This is a genomic window from Sphingobacterium sp. BIGb0116 (assembly GCF_024808035.1).
GTDB classification, from domain to species: Bacteria; Bacteroidota; Bacteroidia; order Sphingobacteriales; family Sphingobacteriaceae; genus Sphingobacterium; species Sphingobacterium paramultivorum.
The window spans coordinates 55,725-75,885 of record NZ_JANUDT010000005.1; the positions used below are offsets into that span (position 1 = coordinate 55,725).

Below are 20,161 nucleotides of genomic sequence, written 5' to 3' on the forward strand. Positions count from 1 at the left end.
GCTTTAGGAATTCCTAAAGCCTTTCTTATTTTATGCTAAAACGTTTATTTGATCAACCAGATATCCAAGAGGTAAAATACCGCAAAAATCACCGAGGCATAACCATTGGTTGTCATAAAGTCGCGATTGACCCGACTTAAATTAGTCGATGAAAACAGGGTATGCTGGTAAATCAGCAATGCCCCATAAAAGGCCACACCTAAATAATAAATCCAACCTACCGGCATCAAAAATGCTGGTATCAAAATAAATATAAAAGAAAACACATGCAGACATTCCGAAACGCGCATAGCTCCTTTCGTTCCTAACCACACGGGTATCGAATTAAGATGATTTGCCCGATCAAAGGCTTCGTCCTGCAAAGCGTAAATAATATCGAAGCCACTCACCCAGGTCAACACAGCGAAACCATAAAGTACCGGAACGGTCGCAAATTGTCCTGTAATAACCATATATGCGCCTATTGGAGCCAATCCCAGCCCTGCTCCCAATACAAGATGACATAAGGGCGTTATACGCTTTGTATAGGAGTAAAAAAGCACGACAAAAAGTGCTATGGGCGACAACATAAAGCAAAGAGAATTGATAAAATACGTCGCTGCAATAAAAATCAGGCAATTTACCAGCGTAAAAACCAATGCATTTTTAGCGGAAATTTTTCCAGCAGGAATATCACGCATGGCCGTTCTTGGATTAATGGCATCAATATCTCTATCCAGATAACGATTGAATGCCATGGCAGCATTACGGGCCGTCACCATACACACGAGCATCAAAACCAATAATTTCCACGAAAAGGCATAGTCCGTTGTGTGCAATGCCAAAAAGAAGCCAATAAAGGCAAATGGCAATGCAAATACACTATGAGCAAATAAAACTAAGGACAAGTATTTTTTCATCTGAACTTAAAATCTAGCTAAAACTGTTCGTTTCCGTCGAGTTCAGGGCGAACAAATCGGCCATTAACTTCATCGATAGCTTCTAAAATAGGCTCATGACCCATTTTCTTCTCCGCTGACGTTAGGAAAATCGGCGGCACCTCCTCAAACCATTGGAGCAATGATTTTTTAAATTTCGCAATATTCGCATCGGATTTAACAGTCGATTGCTTATCGGCTTTGGTGAAAACCAACATAAATGGTAAACCGCATTCGCCCAACCAACAGCAAAAATCAAGATCAATCTTTTGTGGTTCATGACGGCTATCCACCAACACAAAAACACATTGCAAATTGTCCCGATGGGTAAGATACCTACGGATGAACTTTTCCCATTCATTACGACTTGTTTTAGAGGCCTTAGCAAAACCATAACCTGGCAAATCCACCAAATACCATGTATCGTCGATGACAAAATGATTGATCAACTGAGTCTTACCAGGCTTTTGGGAGGTCTTGGCAAGTCCTTTCTTGTTGGTCATTGCATTGATCAACGATGATTTACCGACATTTGAACGTCCGATAAACGCATACTCCGGCAAATTGGGTGCAGGTAATTTGTCAACTCTCGTGTTACTACACACGAATTCGGCTTTTTTCACTTCCATGGAACAAAGGTACGTTAAATGAATCCCTTTGACAAGATTTGTACCCCTTCTATTCCATAAAAAAGCTTCACTTCCGATTTTATGGGCAGGATAATAAAATGTCCCTAATTATTTTTAACTTTCATTACAAACGATTAGTCAAACGACTAAGCGCATTCCGAAGCGAAAATATGCATAAAATTTTTCAGGGGTGCTGTAACAATTCAGCTGTACAAGATACTAATAACATAAATAAACGTCAGCCTTTGGAAAAAGAGGGAATGCTCTTAAAAAGCCAAAGAACGAATAAATTAAACCTTAAAATAGATGTTACTCGAAATCAATCATGTCACCAAAGATTACGCCAATCACCGTGCATTGGACGATGTATCCATTCAAATCCCAAAGGGTAAAATTTTTGGGCTATTGGGGCCAAACGGAGCTGGAAAAACATCCCTGATCCGTATTATCAACCAAATTACCGCTCCCGATTCCGGCGAAATTCTGTTTAATGGCGAAGCATTGGGCCCACAGCATATTGCTCAAATCGGCTATTTACCCGAGGAGCGGGGTTTGTACAAAAAAATGAAAATCGGTGATCAAATGTTGTATTTGGCACAACTTAAGGGACTTTCCAAGCGAGAAGCCTTAGCACGCATCCAAGATTGGTGCCAGCGCCTGGATATCACATCCTGGTTGGACAAAAAAATAGAAGATCTCAGTAAAGGGATGCAGCAAAAAGTACAATTTGTCGCCACAGTCATCCACCAACCAGAATTGATTATCTTAGATGAACCCTTTTCGGGATTTGATCCCGTAAATGCCAATATCATAAAAGAGCAGATTCTCCGCTTAAATCAAGAAGGTGCGACCATTATATTCTCCACACACCGCATGGAGACTGTGGAAGAGCTTTGCGATAATATTGCCCTCATCAACCGATCCAAAAAAATACTGGATGGCTCTGTACAAGAGATTAAAAAAGAATACCGAAATCAAACCTATCAATTGGAATATACAGCAAACGAAGATAATTTTCTTCTGTCCGACGACACCCTATTTGAGGTCATAACGTCAACAAAGCATGAAAAAACATACATCACTACAATTCAGCTAAATAACAACAATCATATCAATGATGTGTTAATGCGATATATACCCCAAATACAGCTCAATCAACTCATTGAAATCGTTCCCTCCATGGCGGATATTTTCATCCAAAAAGTCACACAAGTCTCACCCCTATCTCAAGATCATGCATAAAATATTACTTATCATTCAAAGGGAATACCTATCACGGGTCAAGAAAAAATCTTTTATTGTCATGACTTTCGCCGTGCCCCTGTTCTTTTTCGCACTGTATGCAGGTATGTTTTATCTGACAAAAAAGAGCTTTAAAGATTCGCACACCGAAGTCTTTATTTTAGATGAGCAAGGCGACTTTGCCAACAAACTCCAAAGCAATAAAAATGTAAGTTATACGGTATCCAAATTAGACCTCCAGGCCCAAAAAGCGCAGCTTACACAAAGCGAAGGAAAAAAGTCGATCCTATATATTCCAAAAGATATTTTAACAAGTGAAAGAGCCGAACTGATTACCGGCGGCAAGACAAGTTTTGTCACACAGGAGATCATTAGTGGACAGTTGGAAGAAATCATCCGTGAAAAGGAATATAAAGCCAAGGGAATCGACCTGCAGATTATCCAGTCCATTAAGCCCAAAGTCTCCATCGATGCAAAAGAAATAACAGCAGACGGTGAAGAAAAGAACAGCAATACAGCCATTGCAATGGGCCTTGGTGTCGCTTTGGCTATCTTAGTATACCTATCCCTGTTTCTCTATGGTGCCCAGGTAATGCGTGGTATTATCGAAGAAAAGAGCAACCGTATCATCGAAGTCATTATTTCCTCGGTCAAGCCCTTTCAGCTCATGATGGGTAAAATTGTTGGGATCGGTATGGTTGGACTGACGCAATTTGTCATGTGGCTAGTGCTTACAGGAGGCCTATTTATCACGGCAACGCTCCTATTTGTCAATCCTCAGGATATGCAGGAGGTTGCCGCAAGCCAACCTAGAGCGGGTAATATGAGTACCGTATCAAAAGCAATGGCCCAGAATGATTCTGCTTCTATCCTTACTTCGATCCAAAGCTTTAACTTCACGGAAGTCATCATTTTCTTCTTTCTGTTTTTTATTGCCGGATATCTGCTGTATAGTGCTATTTTCGCTGCTGCTGGTTCAGCTGTCGACAATGAAACAGAGGCCAATCAGTTTTCAATGCCCATTACCATGCCTTTGCTATTGACCTATATTCTTTCTTTTGGCGTCATTATCAATGATCCCAATGGACCGATTGCAACATGGTTAAGCTTTATTCCATTCACCTCGCCTATCGCTATGCTCGTTCGCATACCTTTTGGTGTACCCCTATGGCAGATTCTGACCTCATTGACCTTGCTCATACTGACCTTCTTATTTGTTACCTGGGTTGCTGCCCGCATCTATCGTGTCGGTATTTTGATCTATGGTAAAAAAGCAAGTCTCAAAGAAATCATCAAATGGTTCAATTACAAAAGCTAGCCGTATTCTGAACCAGCTGTGCATAACTACAGCAACATAAAAAGGGCCAAATTGCAAGCAATTTGGCCCTTTCCTTTTATATACAAGCATCCCGATTAGGCTACGATCATAAATAGTATGCTCAGCACCTAAAAACCACTCAGTTAATATCTTAAATTCAATTTTTTAAAGACAAAATGCCACAACCATATCGGTCCGACAAGTAAAAACTGTAGAAACTGCTGTCCTGTGATTTTCTTCTTTTCCTTTCCCTTACCGATAAACAGCGCGACAATAGCTAGCAATGCGATCCCCAAACACACCCAGATGACAGCCGGGCCACCATTCTTTTGTGCGTATTCCAATTGCACAATAAAGAAACTCATGCCCCCGATAGAGAATAATATCGCATAGGACAACGTTGCAGACAGCTTTAAATAATAATAAATGACAATAGCGATGAAGAAAGACCCCCAATTCAAAAAGGTATGCCAATTGAGTTTGACCAAGAACTCGAACTGTGGAAATGGGATCATCCAGATGCAGCCCATGATACCAAAAAACAATAATGGTAAAAAGATGGCTTGAATCAGACGGTTGGTCGGATCCTGAAAATTAGCATCCAGCTCCGCAAAATACTTATCTACGGGGCGTAAAGGTTCGACTTCTTGAACTTTCTTCTTTTGTTTCATTCGGCAAATTTAACAAATATTGGGCATGCCTTAGGCCTTAAAAATGATAATATTCCCTATTTTTTGGTCTGCTGCAGGTCATTATATGCTTTCAGAGTACACAAACTCGCTTACTCCTATTCTATTCCGTAATATTGCAGCATGAAGTCTTACAAACATATCTTATTCGATCTGGACGGAACCCTGACCGACCCCGCAGAAGGGATTACGAAATGTATTGCCTATGCCTTGGAATCCAAAGGCATCCATACAGCAGATCTGAATAGCCTCAAACCCTTGATCGGCCCACCCCTTAAAGATTCTTTCATACACACCTTTGGATTTGAGGAAAGCGAAGCAATTGCCTGTGTAGAAAAATATCGGGAACGCTTTTCAACCATAGGGCTGTATGAGAATATCCTGTTTGATCGCATACCTGAGCTTTTAGCATTGCTGAAAACAAAAGGGTACAACATCTACCTTGCGACCTCCAAACCCGAAATTTTCGCCCACAAAATATTACAGCACTTTGCAATAAATACCTATTTTGATTTTGCGGGCGGAAGCGCTTTGGACGATTCCAGACCGACCAAAACCAGTGTCATCCAATATGTCATGGAACAGGCCAAGCTAACAAGTCCACAAGACTGCCTCATGATCGGAGATCGCAAACATGATCTGATTGGTGCCCGAGAAACAGGCATGGATGCTGTTGGTGTATTGTATGGCTATGGTAGCCAAGCCGAACTCGAACAGGAAGATCCGACCTATCTATTGGCTACAGTGACAGATCTGATGGAATTTTTCCAATAATTACCGATAATAAAAAGGGTATCCAAAATTTGATTCAATTTAAGTCAAGTCAATTCGAGCACTTCAAGTCAAGCCGATTCAAGTCAAGTCAAGTCATTTGAGTCGATTCAATTTAAGTCAACCCTTTGGAGAATGGAATGGCTGAAATGATCCAGTCGTGGGAAACGTGTAGAATTGCATAAAAAAAGCTCCAAACATTTCGTTTGGAGCTTTTTTTATGATGGATCCTTAGGATCTATTTTGCGTAAGACACTGATCTTGTCTCACGAATTACAGTTACTTTAATTTGCCCTGGATAAGTCATTTCCGTTTGAATACGGTTAGAGATATCAGCAGCCAGTATTTCCGACTGTGCATCAGACACCTTCTCACTCTCAACGATGACACGTAGCTCACGGCCAGCTTGTATCGCGAAGGTCTTCTCAACCCCAGGATACGATAAAGCCAAATCTTCCAACTCTTTTAGGCGCTTGATATAACTTTCGACAACCTCGCGGCGTGCGCCCGGGCGTGCACCAGAGATCGCGTCACAAGCCTGAACAACCGGAGATATTAAGGCAGTCATTTCGATCTCATCATGGTGAGCACCAATTGCATTACATACATCAGGGTGTTCCTTGTATTTCTCTGCAAGTTGCATACCTAAAATAGCGTGTGGCAACTCCGGATTATCATCAGGCACTTTACCAATATCGTGTAGTAATCCAGCACGTTTCGCATGTTTAACATTCAGGCCCAGTTCTGCCGCCATTGTTGCTGCAAAATTAGCTACCTCACGCGAGTGTTGTAAAAGATTCTGTCCGTAAGACGAACGGTAACGCATACGTCCTACCATACGAATCAATTCGGGGTGCAAACCATGGATTCCCAAATCGATTGCGGTACGTTCACCAATTTCAACGATTTCATCCTCTATTTGCGTCCGCGTCTTAGCGACAACCTCTTCAATACGTGCCGGGTGGATACGACCATCTGTTACCAAACGGTGTAAAGCCAAACGCGCTATTTCGCGACGTACAGGATCGAAACCAGATAGGATAATTGCTTCAGGTGTATCGTCTACAATGATTTCTACGCCTGTTGCAGCTTCCAATGCACGAATATTACGACCTTCACGACCAATAATACGACCTTTGATTTCATCATTTTCGATATTGAAAATTGAGACGGTATTTTCGATCGCAGATTCCGTAGCAGTACGTTGGATAGTCTGAATAACAACCTTTTTCGCCTCTTTTGTTGCCGTCAATTTGGCCTCATCCACAATATCTTTGATTTGAATCATCGCTTGTGAGCGGGCTTCTTCGCGCAACGAGTCCACCAATTGATTTTTTGCTTCGTCAGCAGTTACGCCAGCGATACTTTCCAATTGCTTAATCTGTTGTAATTTGAGCGTTTCTACTTCTTCAGATTTCTTTTCATTCAGTTCAACCAATTTATCCAATTGCTTTTTCTTGGTATCCACATCTTGCTTATCGCGATTGATGTTTTCCAGCTTTTGGTTAATTGACTGTTCTTTTTGTCTTAACGTATTTTCCTTTTGGTTGATGGTATTGTTACGTTGATTGACTTCCTTTTCGTGTTCAGATTTTAATTGAAGGAACTTTTCTTTGGCCTCTAACAGGCGTTTCTTTTTAATGTGTTCCCCTTCCTGCTCTGCATCTTTCAGTATGCTATTTACCTTATCCTTGGCTTCCTGCTCTTGTTTTTTAAATAACAGAACCAATAGATAACGACCTATAACAACACCAACAATCAGAGAAATTATGCTATAAATTGCGATGTCCATGTATGTATAATTGTATTATTTATGTTTGTTTTTATTAATTATGTTCAAATTCCAGTAAAATCATCAATCAGCCCACTCCCTTACCTTTGGTATGCGCCAACTCTGTAGCGATCCCGATAAGCGCATCAAGGCTTCATGACAAAAAAAAACCGCAATTAAATTTAAACAGGTCTCATGTATTATTAAACTTCGTGATTACATAATTAGGCTTAGATTATGACCCAGATGGCTTTCGCAAAATGGCCTATATCTTTTTGCGCCTGTAATATTGAAGCGTTAAGTTTAAAATAGTGACAACCCGAATTTAATTGCGGCAAATTCGTCGTTTAAGCTCTAAATATAAAGAACGTAAATTTATTTTTTAAAGAAATCCGTCAACAACTGATCAAGTTCCTGTACTGAATTTTCCAAACCCACTTCGTGGTTTTGAGACTGCCGCTCTGCATTAAGCATACGCGTCGCAAATTGCAATACACACATGGATAACAAATCCTGCTTATCTCTCACAGTATAGTTTTCCTGCAATTCCTTTACTTTTTCATTTATCAATTTCGCAGCGTGTCGAATTACTTCTTCTTCCGCGCTTTCCACCCGAAGGGGATAAACACGATCTGCGATATTTATTTTTATGGAAATCTCTCCCATTTCTTTGAGCTTTTTAACGTTGTATTAGTTTGAATCCGATAACACTTCTCCCAACTATTTCAACAAACTAATACACTTGTCTATTTCCCGCACAAAATCGTTAATTTTTTGTTTTGTGTCAAGTATTTTTTCATTAATTGCTTCCTTATCCGTTTCAGAATCTAACGTACGGGCAACTGCCAGCGCTTTGACCCTCTCTTCCAATTGCTTGCTCTTATCGTTGCTCGCATCGAAAGCCACTTTTAAGGATTGTACCTCTAATTTAAGCAAATCATTTTCTTCTTGCAAGACTTCGCACAATTGAATTAAATTTTTCGTTTTCTCAACGATCAGATTCATTTGTGAAGACAATGTTGCCATAATAAAAATTGAATATTACCAATTAATGTTGTATCTCTAATTAACCACGCACTTCCGCGCCTAGTTCCTTCTCAAAATTAACAATTAATTTTTGAACTATCGCATCAATTTGCTTATCAGTAAGTGTTTTTTCTTCATCCTGCAAGATAAAGCTCAGAGCATAAGACTTTTTCCCTTCCGGAATTTTATCACCTTTATACACGTCAAACACATTTACCTCCTTTAAAAGCTTGCGTTCGGTCTTTTGAGCAACAAATTGTAGCTTATCGAAGCTCACATTTTCATCGATCAAGAGCGACAAATCTCTGCGTACAGCCGGGAATTTGGAAACTTCTTTATATTGAATGCTATTCTTACGAATGATTTTCATCAAAACATCCCAGTCAAAATCAGCAAAGAAAACCTGACCTTCAACATCTGCTTTTTTCAAATCTGCGTTTGCAATTGCACCAAATGAAACCAAACATTTCTGCCCTTTCATATAGTTCAAACCATAGGCAAAATGTGAACTTGCAGCATCTTGTATCTGAATCCCTTCAATTTTCAGCCTTTTGATAACAGTATCTACGGCTGCTTTAAGGTTATAGAAATTGACCGCATCTTTTTTGCTATTCCATTGCTCAGCTTCATTTTTACCCGCCATGGCAAAAACCAGGTGTTGCGTTTCTTTATAGCCTTCACCATCCAGCGCATAAGTCTTACCGAATTCAAAGAATTTCAGATCGAAGTTTCTTCGTTTTTGGTTATATTCAATCGCACTCAAAACAGAAAACACCATATTTTGACGCATCGTATCCAAATCCGAACTCAATGGATTATACAATTTAACTGCCGTTTCGCTATCATCCGCATAGTCCAGCTTTGTTAGGGAGTTGGACAGAATCTCACGAAATCCATTTGCGATCAATAGATCTGCCAATTGATTTAAGACAACTTCCTTATCTGGCTTTTCAACCGTATTTAAAGATGCCTTAATTTGTGACTTCAACTCAATATTGTTATAACCGTAAATACGCAACACCTCCTCCACAACGTCTACCTCACGTGTGACATCGACGCGATACGCCGGCACCAACACATCAAGGCCTGTTTCAGTTTCTGAAGTGACTTCAATGCCAAGAGCGACAATAATGGATTTAATTTCTTCATTTGGAATCGCCTGACCGATCAAACGAACCACATTCGCATAGCTCACATGAAATGAAAACGGTTTAATCACAACAGGATACTCATCCTTTAGGGTAGATGAAATCGTTCCACCTGCAATTTCTTGAATCAATAAAGCAGCGCGCTTCAATGCTTCAACCGTAATATTAGGATCGGTACCACGTTCGAAACGGAAAGAAGCATCTGTTTTTAAACCATGTCTTTTGGAGGTCTTCCGTACAGAAACAGCATTAAAATAAGCCGATTCCAAAAATACGTTGGTCGTTTCGGCTGACACACCAGAATATGCTCCACCAAAAACCCCCGCAATACACATCGGTTTTTCAGCATCGGCAATCACCAAGTCCTCTGCAGACAAGGTACGCTCCACACCATCCAGGGTAACAAATTTCTCGCCCTCAGTCGCAAGACGAACAAGGACTTTATTTCCCGCAATTTTATCAGCATCAAAAGCATGCAGTGGCTGACCTAAATCGTGTAATATATAATTTGTGACGTCGACAATATTATTGATCGGACGAACACCGATAACATTTAATTTCTCTTTCAACCAATCTGGAGATTCGCCAACGCGAACACCAGTAATATTGATACCACTATAACGTGGGCTCGCCTGTGCGTCCGCAACGACCACTGTCGTTCCCTCAGCCTCAGCAGCCTTGAATGCAGAAACATCTGCTTTTAACAATTGTGTACGAAAATGTGCCGCAATATCTCTTGCAACGCCTAAATGCGAAGCTGCATCTGCACGATTTGGTGTTAAACCAATTTCATAACGGTAATCATCCTGGATATTGAAATGATCTTTCACTAAGGTCCCCACAGCAACATCAGCTGGTAATTCAACAATACCGGCATGGGATGTACCTAAACCGATTTCATCTTCTCCACATAACATACCTTCGGAAACTTCACCACGAATTTTAGATTTGGTAATTTTAAAAGGCTCTCCTGTAAGCGGATGACATGTAGTGCCCACTGTAGCAACAATGACTTTCAATCCTGTACGACAGTTCGGTGCGCCACATACAATGTGCAATAACTCCGGTCCACCGACATCAACGGTAGTTACTCTTAATTTATCGGCATTAGGATGCTGTTCACAAGTTTTCACTTCACCAACAACCAAACCATCCAATCCACCTGGGATACTCTGCACGACGTCCAAAGCTTCTACTTCCAATCCTGTATTTGTCAAGATAAGCGATAGTTCCTCCGGTGTCGAATCTATATTAACGTGTTGTTTTAACCAATTATATGAAATATTCATCTCGAATTTGATTTGATGCACAAACTTAGATAAATTTGAGTTTATATCCAACGTCAATTTACCCTTCATCAACAGTTGGTCTGAATTTAATGCAGTAGGTAGGCTCCTCAAAAGACTTCATTAAGCTAGGCAGCAAGCGATTTTATCTTTTTTGGAAAGTTGATACGATAGAACCAAGTTAGGTATTTGGACCTTAGATTTATACCGAAGGAAGAGATCGTATGAAGGAGTTCATAAACCCCTTCCCAAGGATAATCATATTTATTCATAGGTGATGAATGCTGCGAATGTAGGGGCTTTCCCCGAACGAAACGAATGCAATTATTAATTATAACTTTTATTTACATGAATTAACACAACTTTACACATATTTACACAAAACAGCAATTTTGGCCTTTTCCAGTAAACGCAACCTGAGCCTATTTTTTAATGAAAATTCAAGCATTTCCATCAAAATAAATATGTAACTTTGTGCTTTAATTTGAAGAACGTTCAAAACAAACATTTATAATGATTCATTTCTTTGAGAACCCATCGAACACTGTATATGGTGTTCAAAGCGTAAACTCTTTATCACAAGAAGACATTACTAAACTCAACTGGCTATTCGGCAACGCCAAAAAACTAGACGACCAAAACCTTAACCATTACTTTGTAGGACCCCGCGCTGCGATGGTTACTCCCTGGAGTACCAATGCCGTAGAAATCACACAAAATATGGGCATTGCAGGAATTGTTCGTATAGAAGAATTTCAACCGGTACCAGCGGATTTCAATGACTTCGATCCAATGATTTCACAAAAGTTCAGTATGTTGACACAGGACATGTATACCGTCAACATCACACCTGAACCGATATTGGAAATTGAAGACATCGAGGCCTACAATAAATCTGAGGGCCTTGCGCTAAATCCAGAAGAAGTCGACTACCTCAATAATCTCTCGACCAAGTTGGGTCGTCTGCTTACAGACTCGGAAGTATTCGCTTTTTCACAAGCAAATTCTGAACACTGTAGACACAAGATTTTCAATGGTACCTTTATCATTGATGGCGAAGAGCAGCCCACTTCCCTATTTAAATTAATCAAAAAGACTTCTGAAACCAATCCGAACGAGATTGTTTCTGCTTATAAAGATAACGTTGCCTTTGTTAAAGGTCCACGTGTCACACAATTTGCACCTAAATCTGCCGACAAACCTGATTTTTACGAAGAGAAAGCATTTGATTCGGTTTTATCAGTAAAAGCGGAAACACACAATTTTCCAACTACTGTAGAACCATTTTCGGGGGCTGCTACTGGGTCAGGTGGTGAAATCCGCGACCGTATGGCCGGCGGCCAAGGAGCGATTCCATTGGCAGGTACAGCCGTATATATGACTGCTTATTCGCGATTGGAACAAAATAAATTGGACCTTCAGGCAGGAACAGTAACTGAGCCGGCAAAGGAACTCAACAAAACTCGCCCATGGGAAAATGCGATGCAAGAACGTCAATGGTTATACCAAACCCCAGTTGACATCCTGATCAAAGCTTCCAACGGTGCTTCTGACTTCGGTAATAAGTTTGGTCAGCCCCTCATTACAGGTTCTGTATTGACCTTTGAGCATGAAGAGGATGGCCGTAAACTTGGTTACGACAAAGTCATTATGCAAGCTGGTGGTGTTGGCTATGGAAAACTAGATCAAGCGAAAAAACATACGCCGAAAACTGGTGATAAAGTCGTTATCCTAGGTGGTGAAAATTACCGCATCGGAATGGGTGGAGCTGCTGTATCTTCTGCAGATACGGGAGCATTTGGTTCTGGAATTGAGCTTAATGCGATTCAACGTTCCAATCCCGAAATGCAAAAACGTGCAGCGAATGCTGTTCGTGGCTTAGTAGAGTCCGATCATAACCCAATTGTCTCGATCCATGATCATGGTGCAGGTGGCCACTTAAACTGTTTATCTGAACTTGTTGAAGAGACCGGAGGTTTAATTGACCTGGATGCACTTCCTGTAGGAGATCCTACACTATCGGCAAAAGAAATTATCGGTAATGAATCGCAAGAACGTATGGGACTTGTGATCGCTGAAGATGATATTGACACGTTAAAACGTGTTGCAGATCGCGAACGTGCACCAATGTACACTGTAGGTGATGTCACTGGCGACCACCGCTTTACTTTCGAATCGAAAAGTACAGGTGAAAAACCAATGGATTACGCCCTTGAAGATTTCTTTGGTTCATCGCCAAAAACTTTCATGCGCGATAAAACCGTGGTTCGCAATTATGCGGATCTTGCTTATGATGCAACCGACATTCCAAACTACTTAAACCAAGTATTACAACTGGAAGCTGTTGCTTCGAAAGATTGGTTAACCAATAAAGTAGACCGTTGTGTTGGTGGCCGTGTTGCCAAACAACAATGTGTAGGTCCATTGCAATTGGCGTTGAACAACGTCGGTGTTATGGCACTTGACTATAAAGGTAAAGAAGGTATTGCGACAACAATAGGTCACTCCCCTGTTGCTGCCTTGGTGGATCCGGCGGCGGCAAGTAGAACGGCTATTGCTGAATCGCTTTCCAACATCGTATTTGCGCCAATCAAAAATGGCCTCGCAGGAATCTCCCTATCGGCCAACTGGATGTGGGCGGCCAATAATGAGGGGGAAGATGCCCGCTTATACCAAGCTGTTAAAGCCTGCTCGGATTTTGCCATTGCATTGGGAATCAATATCCCAACGGGAAAAGATTCTTTGTCGATGAAGCAAAAATATCCAAACGGCGAAAACGTCATTGCCCCAGGCACATTGATCATTTCTGCCGCAGGAAATTGTACTGATATCACAAAAGTGGTAGAACCTGTGCTGAACAAAAAGGCCGGATCGATCTATTACATCAACTTATCAAAAGATCAGTTCAAATTAGGCGGTTCGTCATTTGCGCAGATCATCAATAAATTAGGTACTGAAGTACCGACCATTCGAGATGCTGCTTATTTCAAAACAGCATTCAATACCGTACAGCAATTAATTAACGAAGGACAGATCGAAGCTGGTCACGACGTCGGATCGGGGGGCTTGATTACTACCTTATTGGAAATGACCTTTGCCGATGTGAATCTAGGCGCCAACTATGACCTTTCAGCATTAAATGAATCTGATAGCGTAAAAGCCTTCTTTAATGAGAATATTGCACTTGTCCTGCAAGCGAAAGACGACGCTGCTTTTGAAGCAATTGTCAAGAAAGCTGATGTGGACGCGGTTAAAATTGGTCAGGTGATCGAAGGTAATACGGTAACGATTAAAAATCAAGAAGCGGTATTCAGCTTTGATGTCGCAGCAACACGTGATGTATGGTCTACAACGTCATTCCTTTTGGATTCAAAGCAATCTAAAAATGGAACAGCACAACAACGTTTCGATAATTATAAAAATCAACCCCTAGCCTTTACTTTCCCAAGTCAATTTGATGGTAAGAAACCAGTAATCGACGGAACTAAACCACGTCCGAAAGCTGCGATCCTTCGTGAGAAAGGTTCCAACTCCGAACGCGAAATGGCTAACGCCATGTTCTTGGCAGGTTTTGATGTAAAAGATGTTCACATGACCGATTTGATAGCTGGTCGCGAGACATTGGAAGACATCCAATTTATCGGTGCTGTAGGTGGTTTCTCGAACTCAGATGTATTGGGTTCGGCAAAAGGTTGGGCTGGAGCTTTCCTTTACAATGAAAAAGCGAAAAAAGCCTTAACCGATTTCTTTGCTCGTCCGGATACACTTTCGGTGGGCATCTGTAATGGCTGTCAGCTATTTATGGAACTTGAGATGATCAATCCTGAGCATGAAATCCACGGAAAAATGCTACACAATACTTCCGGAAAACACGAGTCAAACTTTGTATCTGTAAAAGTTCAGGAAAACAATTCCGTCATGTTATCGACACTAGCGGGAAGTACATTGGGTGTTTGGATCTCACATGGGGAGGGAAAATTCAACCTTCCATATGCTGAAGAGCAATACAATATCGTTGCAAAATATGCGTATGAGCAATATCCGCATAACCCAAATGGTTCGGACTATAATACAGCAATGGTTTGCGATAAGACTGGCCGCCATTTGGCTACTATGCCACATATTGAGCGCTCGGTGTTCCAATGGCATTGGGCAAATTATCCAAAAGGTCGTCAGGACGAAGTTTCTCCTTGGATTGAAGCATTCGTTAATGCCCGCCAATGGATTGACGAGCAAGGCAAATAAAAAAGAAAAGCTCCTTCATGTATGAAGGAGCTTTTCTTTTAGATATCCCTTTTGTATCCTGGTTTGTTCATCATTTGGTCTAGGGAGTATTTTCCAGAACCCATGACCATAAAAAAGATCAGCAAAAAGAATACGACTATAGAAAGCCACAATTCGGAATTCAAATAACTAAAGCCGTGGGTGATATTAACAAAAAATACAGCCCCTACCAGTACCGGAAATAGCAGTAGTGAGGCCAAACGGGTTTGAAAACCTAAAATTAGGAACAACCCTCCCACCAAATGGGTAAAAACCACATAGTGAACAGCACCCCATGATGATAAGTGGAAACTACTTTGTTCAATCATATGTTGAACAACATCCCTATCATTTACGAAACTTACACCTTTGGCAAAAATAACGACCCCTAAAGCAATTCTTAGGTAATCAATCCATTGTGGGTGATGAGCATCGCCCCAATGTTCAATTTTGTGTATCAGGTTCATAATATACCTCCTTTTTATAGATGGTTATAGCCTAATAACAGTTGAACAGCAAAAAAGTTGTTCGCATGAGATGATTCACTATCAAAATGTTACGAAGTGAATACATCCCCACGCCTACACAATACTTCAGATAAGACAAATCCCTGCCAAATCAGGCCTACGCTGTTTTCAAAATCAATCAATCAATCAATCAATCAATCAATCAATCAATCAATCAATCAATCAATCAATCAATCAATCAATCAATCAATCAATCAATCAATCAATGCAACCGTAGGTTAGGAGAAAAAAAGTCGAATAACAAAATCCCAAAATGCAGTTGTTAGCAGCCCCACAACAATACTAAAACCGATAACCAGATTGACCAACTTGGTATTCAGATGGTATTGTTCGGCAATGATCCCCGAAGTGACCAAGGTTGGCATAGCTGCTTCAAATATACTGATCCGCGCAACAGCTCCCTTCACACCAAGTAGTAATGCAAATAGTAATACCAATGCTGGGGCAAGAATCAATTTATAACTCATCGCTGTACTGATCTGCGAAATCTGTTGTCGCCAACCATCAAACTTCAACTGTAAACCAATAGAAAATAAGGCCAATGGTCCAACCGTGGCCACCAACTTATCAAAAAAAGGCTCGGCAACTGAAAGGTCAACAAATTGAGACAGCATTAAGGCTGTTATACAACCGATCAGGGGTGGAAAGCTAATTAGCTTTCGAAGCATAAATTTGACATCGATGGTTTCGCCATCCTGGACATTCGCTTTTAGTGCATTGATGATTCCGGCTGTAGAAAGTAGAATAAATGTAGTTTGGTCGCAAATAATCGCAATCGGCAACTGGGCTTCACCAAAATAGGCGATGATCAATGGAAAGCCTATAAAGGACGTATTGCTGTAACCTGCGGCCAATTCCAAGCTACTGCGGGAGCGCTGCTTATAATTTTTACGCCGACAGTATACTTCCATAAATAACCAACTACCTGCCCAAACGAGGATTGCCGAAAACACGGGAAACAGTAATTGTGATGACCATACGATCTTCGGAATATATTTGAAAGACACCGCCGGCAGGGCAAAATAAAGGATCCAGGTATTGATCCCTTTATGTGCCTCGGAATGAATTAAATTTGTTCGCCTTAACAACATCCCCGCTGCGATGCAAAATGCAATCATTATAAAATTAATCATGTTTTCTTATCATTTTATACGACACAAAGGTGCGATAGTAGAGCAGGCAATAACATGTACAAATACATTATTTTTATGTACATTTAAAGATATATATCAGGAGAGCAATGCGCAAAAAACAGTTTGAACCTTTACGGATCAGTGAATTTATTGAGGATAGTTTTCATTTGCCTCCACACGAGCAAAATTATTATGAGCTTGTTTATATTCGTTCGGGCAAAGGAACCCATGTGATCAACAAATTTGAACTGAATTATGAACCTGGCGATGTGTTCTTAATTAGTCCGGAAGACAAGCATTATTTTAACATTGAAGAAAAGACCCATTTTTTGTTTATTTTATTTACAGACACCTACTTTCTGCAGAATAAACGTAATCTCAAGCGCTATGCCTGGATTATGGAGCTAATGAACGATAAAGGATTGAAGGAACGCAAACTGTATATGGACGAGCACCATCGCCTGATTTATTCACATATCCTGGAAGCTGTCCGACTGTATAGTAATGCCACTGTCAACGAGCGTTCTGATTGGCTATTTGACCAACTCGTTGCGATCTTTGGGCTCTACAAAGAAATATCAGAAACACAACGCTTACCCCAGCAGCATGAACTATATGTTGACCGATCGATTTCGGCTTATATTCATCGCTATATTTTTTCGCCCGAAAAACTTCAGGTCAGCCTGCTGGCTCAGAAATTTAATATTGCTCCATCCTATTTTGGAATCTACTTTAAGAAGAACTTCGGCACTAGTTTGAGAGCCTATATCAACAGCTACCGGATCGAACTCATCGAGAACAGACTTAAATCCAAAGATTATACCTTGAAACAAATTGCTGCAGAACTCGGATTTACCGACGAGAGCCATCTTTCCCATTTCTACAAACGCGCCAAGGGATTCAGCCCGTTATATTTCCGAACCCATCTGACTAAATAATAAGCCCTCCCGATAATCCATTATGCATACTCGTCAGAAAAAGTCAATTGATAAACTAATTTTTGGGTGGAATGACACTATAAAATTTCAGGCCCTCCGCTTCAAACTTTTTGTATAATACAAGCAGCACATCGTTTTTAAGCGACGAGGCATTGGCTGCGGCGTTTACCCAGCAGTAAACACTTAGATAGATCATCTCCGCACTGATATCCTGTATGCTGATCCCGCTATCTCTATCCTGTATATAATGTGGGCTGGACATCATCGCATCTTTAATCCACTCTTTCGCTTTGTCCAGATCGGCCTGTCGATCGATATGGAGTACAAAGCTTGTTTTGCTGTATTCCTGTGATAAAGTCCAATTGACGACTCTTCCAGAGAGTAAATCGCCATTTGGAATGATAACATCGGCACCATCTGCAGTTTTTAGGACACTGGCACGTATACCGATTTCTTTGACCCGCCCTTTTTTGTCGGCAAGTTCAATTTGGTCACCCACCCGAAATGGCTTGTCAAAAACCAGAATAATGCCCGATACAAAATTATTGATGATATTCTGCATGCCCAGACCGATACCAACACTCAGCGCTCCGATGACAACGGTAAGTTTATCCAAACTCATTCCCAGGGCAGAGATTGCCATAAAAAAACCAATCAGAATAATCGCTAAACGAAAGAGCGGAAATAGGGTCATCTTCTGATTATAGACCTGGCTAAGCTGACCGTCTTCACCGCCGAGAACAATCAAACTGATATTTTTTTGAAACCAGTTGGCCACCAGAAGCAGTAAAACAGCCACAACAAGGTTGCCGAGTGTAAAAGATATGCTTCCAATGCTGCGCACTTTGCCAAAAAAGACTTCGCTCGCTGCCAATAGTGTTTCTATAAACTGTAAGTTGTTTGCCAACACAATAATTGCCAAAAGCACACAGACGATCCGAAGAATTTCGGTGATGATAGCCAATGTACGCTGTTCGTTAAAACGCATCCAGAATCCTGCAGTCAGTCGATCTTTTTTAAACTGATTACGTACATCAGCCTTAATCATGTCTGCAAAATACTGCAACGTAAAGGATTGGACTAAACCAACAGCACAGGCAATACTAAAGCTCCGCGAGTGCTCAACATGGCCAATCACATTCAAGGTAATTGCCGTTATATTGAGGATAGCGAAAACGACATAAATAAAATTGCTGATATACCCCGGACTATCTGCATTTTTGATTCGTCGCTTTGTGTAGCTAACAAGTCCCAGTGCAATCAGATTAAAGGCGATACAAACGATCCTTAAAAAGAGGTCATCGCTTACGATCATATTGACAAATACATCCAGGATGTAAAATACAATGAGGATAATGGCAATTTTACGCTGTAACCCGCTCATGCGATGCCTTAGCAAAAACATGAAGATTAACATAATGACCAATTGGGAAGCCTGCAGAATGAAACTTGGTGTAAAGAAGTTTACAAAAGGCAACAGTGTCAAGAGAAAAATAATTGTTTTTCCAACGATAGCGTCAATCGCAAGTTTATGTTCAGGATCATTCTGTCGAAGGATATAGGACACCCGCACAATCCAGTAGCAATAGCCCAATCCCAATACAATCAATAGGATACGGCTCGCCCAATCGGTCCGATTAACATATTTGTCTATCGCTGTATTGTTACTATAATTACTCCGTATATTGTTTAAAATTACATCCTTTGAAATCGCCGCCGTATTCGCTTTCCAGATCGAACTTTTGCTCGACGTAGAATCGACCTTTTTACTTACATTTTTCACTTCATGCACAGCATCCAGACGCAGCAAATGGCGTTGGTTCTTGGCGATAAGTTCATCTATCGTCCGGTTGATTGCCTCCAGAGAATCCATTTTTGACGACAGCTTGAGCTGAGCATTATCAAGGTATTGGTATGCTCGACTATGATTACTGGTACTAATATCATAACGGTTGACCAAATTCCTGATCTGATCCTGGGTAACATTAAGACTGTTTGAATAATTACTGATACTGCCCTTAATAGACTTCAGCTGCTTAATTTCTTCGTGAATACTATTTTTAATTGCGGCAATACTGTCTTTGGCCGATCCTGTATTGGTCGCAGTATACGTATTGGATTTCTCATTCAGTTGGGCAACGAAATCCGCCATTGAACCTGTTCGAATATTAGCAAGAAAAGTCAAATTGACCTTCTTCAGGTCATTACGTAAGGAGTCATTGCCAACACGTGTGGAATCCACAGCTGACCTTTTATTGAAGCCAACATGTGCCGCGGTTCGATCGTTACTCTGATTTTTTCTAACCTGAACTGAATCCTGTCCAGACACATGCAACTGAAAAGCCAAGAGACTTAAGACAAAAATAAAACGCTTAACAATGCCCAATTTCATACTTCTAATTTTGTTGATTTCCTTACCTGGCAATGTGTAGCCAAATGCAATGAACACTACATTTTGCAAAGAAAGGACCAAAGGTATTTCTTCGACAAAAATAACTTATCT

Annotated in this window: 15 protein-coding genes; 5 read left to right on the forward strand and 10 right to left on the reverse strand. The window is 40.8% G+C overall.

Translation table 11 applies throughout. The features are described 5' to 3' along the window. Positions 1–44 precede the first annotated feature (44 nt). On the reverse strand, positions 45–899 hold the full coding sequence (locus tag M2419_RS13260; protein ID WP_120334694.1) for a UbiA-like polyprenyltransferase: 855 nt from the start codon (positions 897–899) through the stop codon (positions 45–47). A gap of 17 nt (positions 900–916) precedes the next feature. After that, the gene (gene yihA, locus M2419_RS13265) at positions 917–1,546 is read right to left on the reverse strand and encodes a ribosome biogenesis GTP-binding protein YihA/YsxC (protein ID WP_153846881.1); all 630 of its coding nucleotides are present in this window, start codon (positions 1,544–1,546) and stop codon (positions 917–919) included. 306 nt (positions 1,547–1,852) lie between these two features. Here yihA and M2419_RS13270 point away from each other — a divergent pair, with 306 nt between their 5' ends. Beyond that, positions 1,853–2,788 (forward strand): ABC transporter ATP-binding protein, encoded by a 936-nt coding sequence (locus M2419_RS13270; protein WP_153846880.1) that lies wholly within the window; start codon positions 1,853–1,855, stop codon positions 2,786–2,788. Then, the gene (locus M2419_RS13275) at positions 2,781–4,106 is read left to right on the forward strand and encodes an ABC transporter permease (RefSeq protein WP_153846879.1); all 1,326 of its coding nucleotides are present in this window, start codon (positions 2,781–2,783) and stop codon (positions 4,104–4,106) included. The genes M2419_RS13270 and M2419_RS13275 overlap by 8 nt, the downstream gene beginning before the upstream one ends. A 143-nt stretch (positions 4,107–4,249) precedes the next feature. Here M2419_RS13275 and M2419_RS13280 read toward each other — a convergent pair whose 3' ends face one another. Further along, positions 4,250–4,777 (reverse strand): Mpo1-like protein, encoded by a 528-nt coding sequence (locus M2419_RS13280; protein ID WP_075991994.1) that lies wholly within the window; start codon positions 4,775–4,777, stop codon positions 4,250–4,252. A gap of 141 nt (positions 4,778–4,918) precedes the next feature. On the opposite strand from M2419_RS13280, the gene M2419_RS13285 reads away from it, so the two are divergent. Beyond that, positions 4,919–5,569 (forward strand): HAD-IA family hydrolase, encoded by a 651-nt coding sequence (locus M2419_RS13285; RefSeq protein ID WP_153846878.1) that lies wholly within the window; start codon positions 4,919–4,921, stop codon positions 5,567–5,569. A gap of 235 nt (positions 5,570–5,804) precedes the next feature. On the opposite strand, the gene rny is transcribed toward M2419_RS13285, so the two are convergent. The 4 genes from rny to pheT form a co-directional block, all read right to left on the reverse strand. Next, positions 5,805–7,358 (reverse strand): ribonuclease Y, encoded by a 1,554-nt coding sequence (gene rny, locus M2419_RS13290; protein WP_088161054.1) that lies wholly within the window; start codon positions 7,356–7,358, stop codon positions 5,805–5,807. Between the two features lie 354 nt (positions 7,359–7,712). Beyond that, complete coding sequence (locus M2419_RS13295; protein ID WP_046675831.1) at positions 7,713–8,003, reverse strand: cell division protein ZapA; 291 nt, start codon at positions 8,001–8,003, stop codon at positions 7,713–7,715. A 54-nt stretch (positions 8,004–8,057) separates the two neighbouring features. Beyond that, on the reverse strand, positions 8,058–8,363 hold the full coding sequence (locus M2419_RS13300) for a hypothetical protein (protein ID WP_153846877.1): 306 nt from the start codon (positions 8,361–8,363) through the stop codon (positions 8,058–8,060). A 40-nt stretch (positions 8,364–8,403) separates the two neighbouring features. Continuing rightward, positions 8,404–10,800 carry a phenylalanine--tRNA ligase subunit beta gene (gene pheT / locus M2419_RS13305; protein ID WP_153846876.1) on the reverse strand — a complete coding sequence of 799 codons (2,397 nt, stop codon included), beginning with the start codon at positions 10,798–10,800 and terminating at the stop codon, positions 8,404–8,406. 510 nt (positions 10,801–11,310) lie between these two features. Between pheT and purL the strand changes: the two genes are divergently transcribed. Then, positions 11,311–15,042, forward strand: a complete 3,732-nt coding sequence (gene purL / locus M2419_RS13310) for a phosphoribosylformylglycinamidine synthase (protein ID WP_153846875.1) — start codon at positions 11,311–11,313, stop codon at positions 15,040–15,042. Positions 15,043–15,080: 38 nt separating this feature from the next. On the opposite strand, the gene M2419_RS13315 is transcribed toward purL, so the two are convergent. After that, entirely contained in the window at positions 15,081–15,527 is a 447-nt protein-coding gene (locus M2419_RS13315; protein ID WP_075991990.1) for a DoxX family protein, read from the reverse strand. A gap of 278 nt (positions 15,528–15,805) precedes the next feature. Then, entirely contained in the window at positions 15,806–16,720 is a 915-nt protein-coding gene (locus M2419_RS13320) for an AEC family transporter (RefSeq protein WP_153847459.1), read from the reverse strand. A gap of 107 nt (positions 16,721–16,827) precedes the next feature. Here M2419_RS13320 and M2419_RS13325 point away from each other — a divergent pair, with 107 nt between their 5' ends. Beyond that, positions 16,828–17,658: an AraC family transcriptional regulator gene (locus M2419_RS13325; RefSeq protein ID WP_153847458.1), complete on the forward strand. Its 831-nt coding sequence runs from the start codon at positions 16,828–16,830 to the stop codon at positions 17,656–17,658. A gap of 55 nt (positions 17,659–17,713) precedes the next feature. Here M2419_RS13325 and M2419_RS13330 read toward each other — a convergent pair whose 3' ends face one another. After that, a complete protein-coding gene (locus M2419_RS13330; RefSeq protein ID WP_259255233.1) occupies positions 17,714–20,050 on the reverse strand; it encodes a mechanosensitive ion channel family protein in 2,337 nt (778 codons plus the stop codon). Positions 20,051–20,161 lie beyond the last annotated feature (111 nt).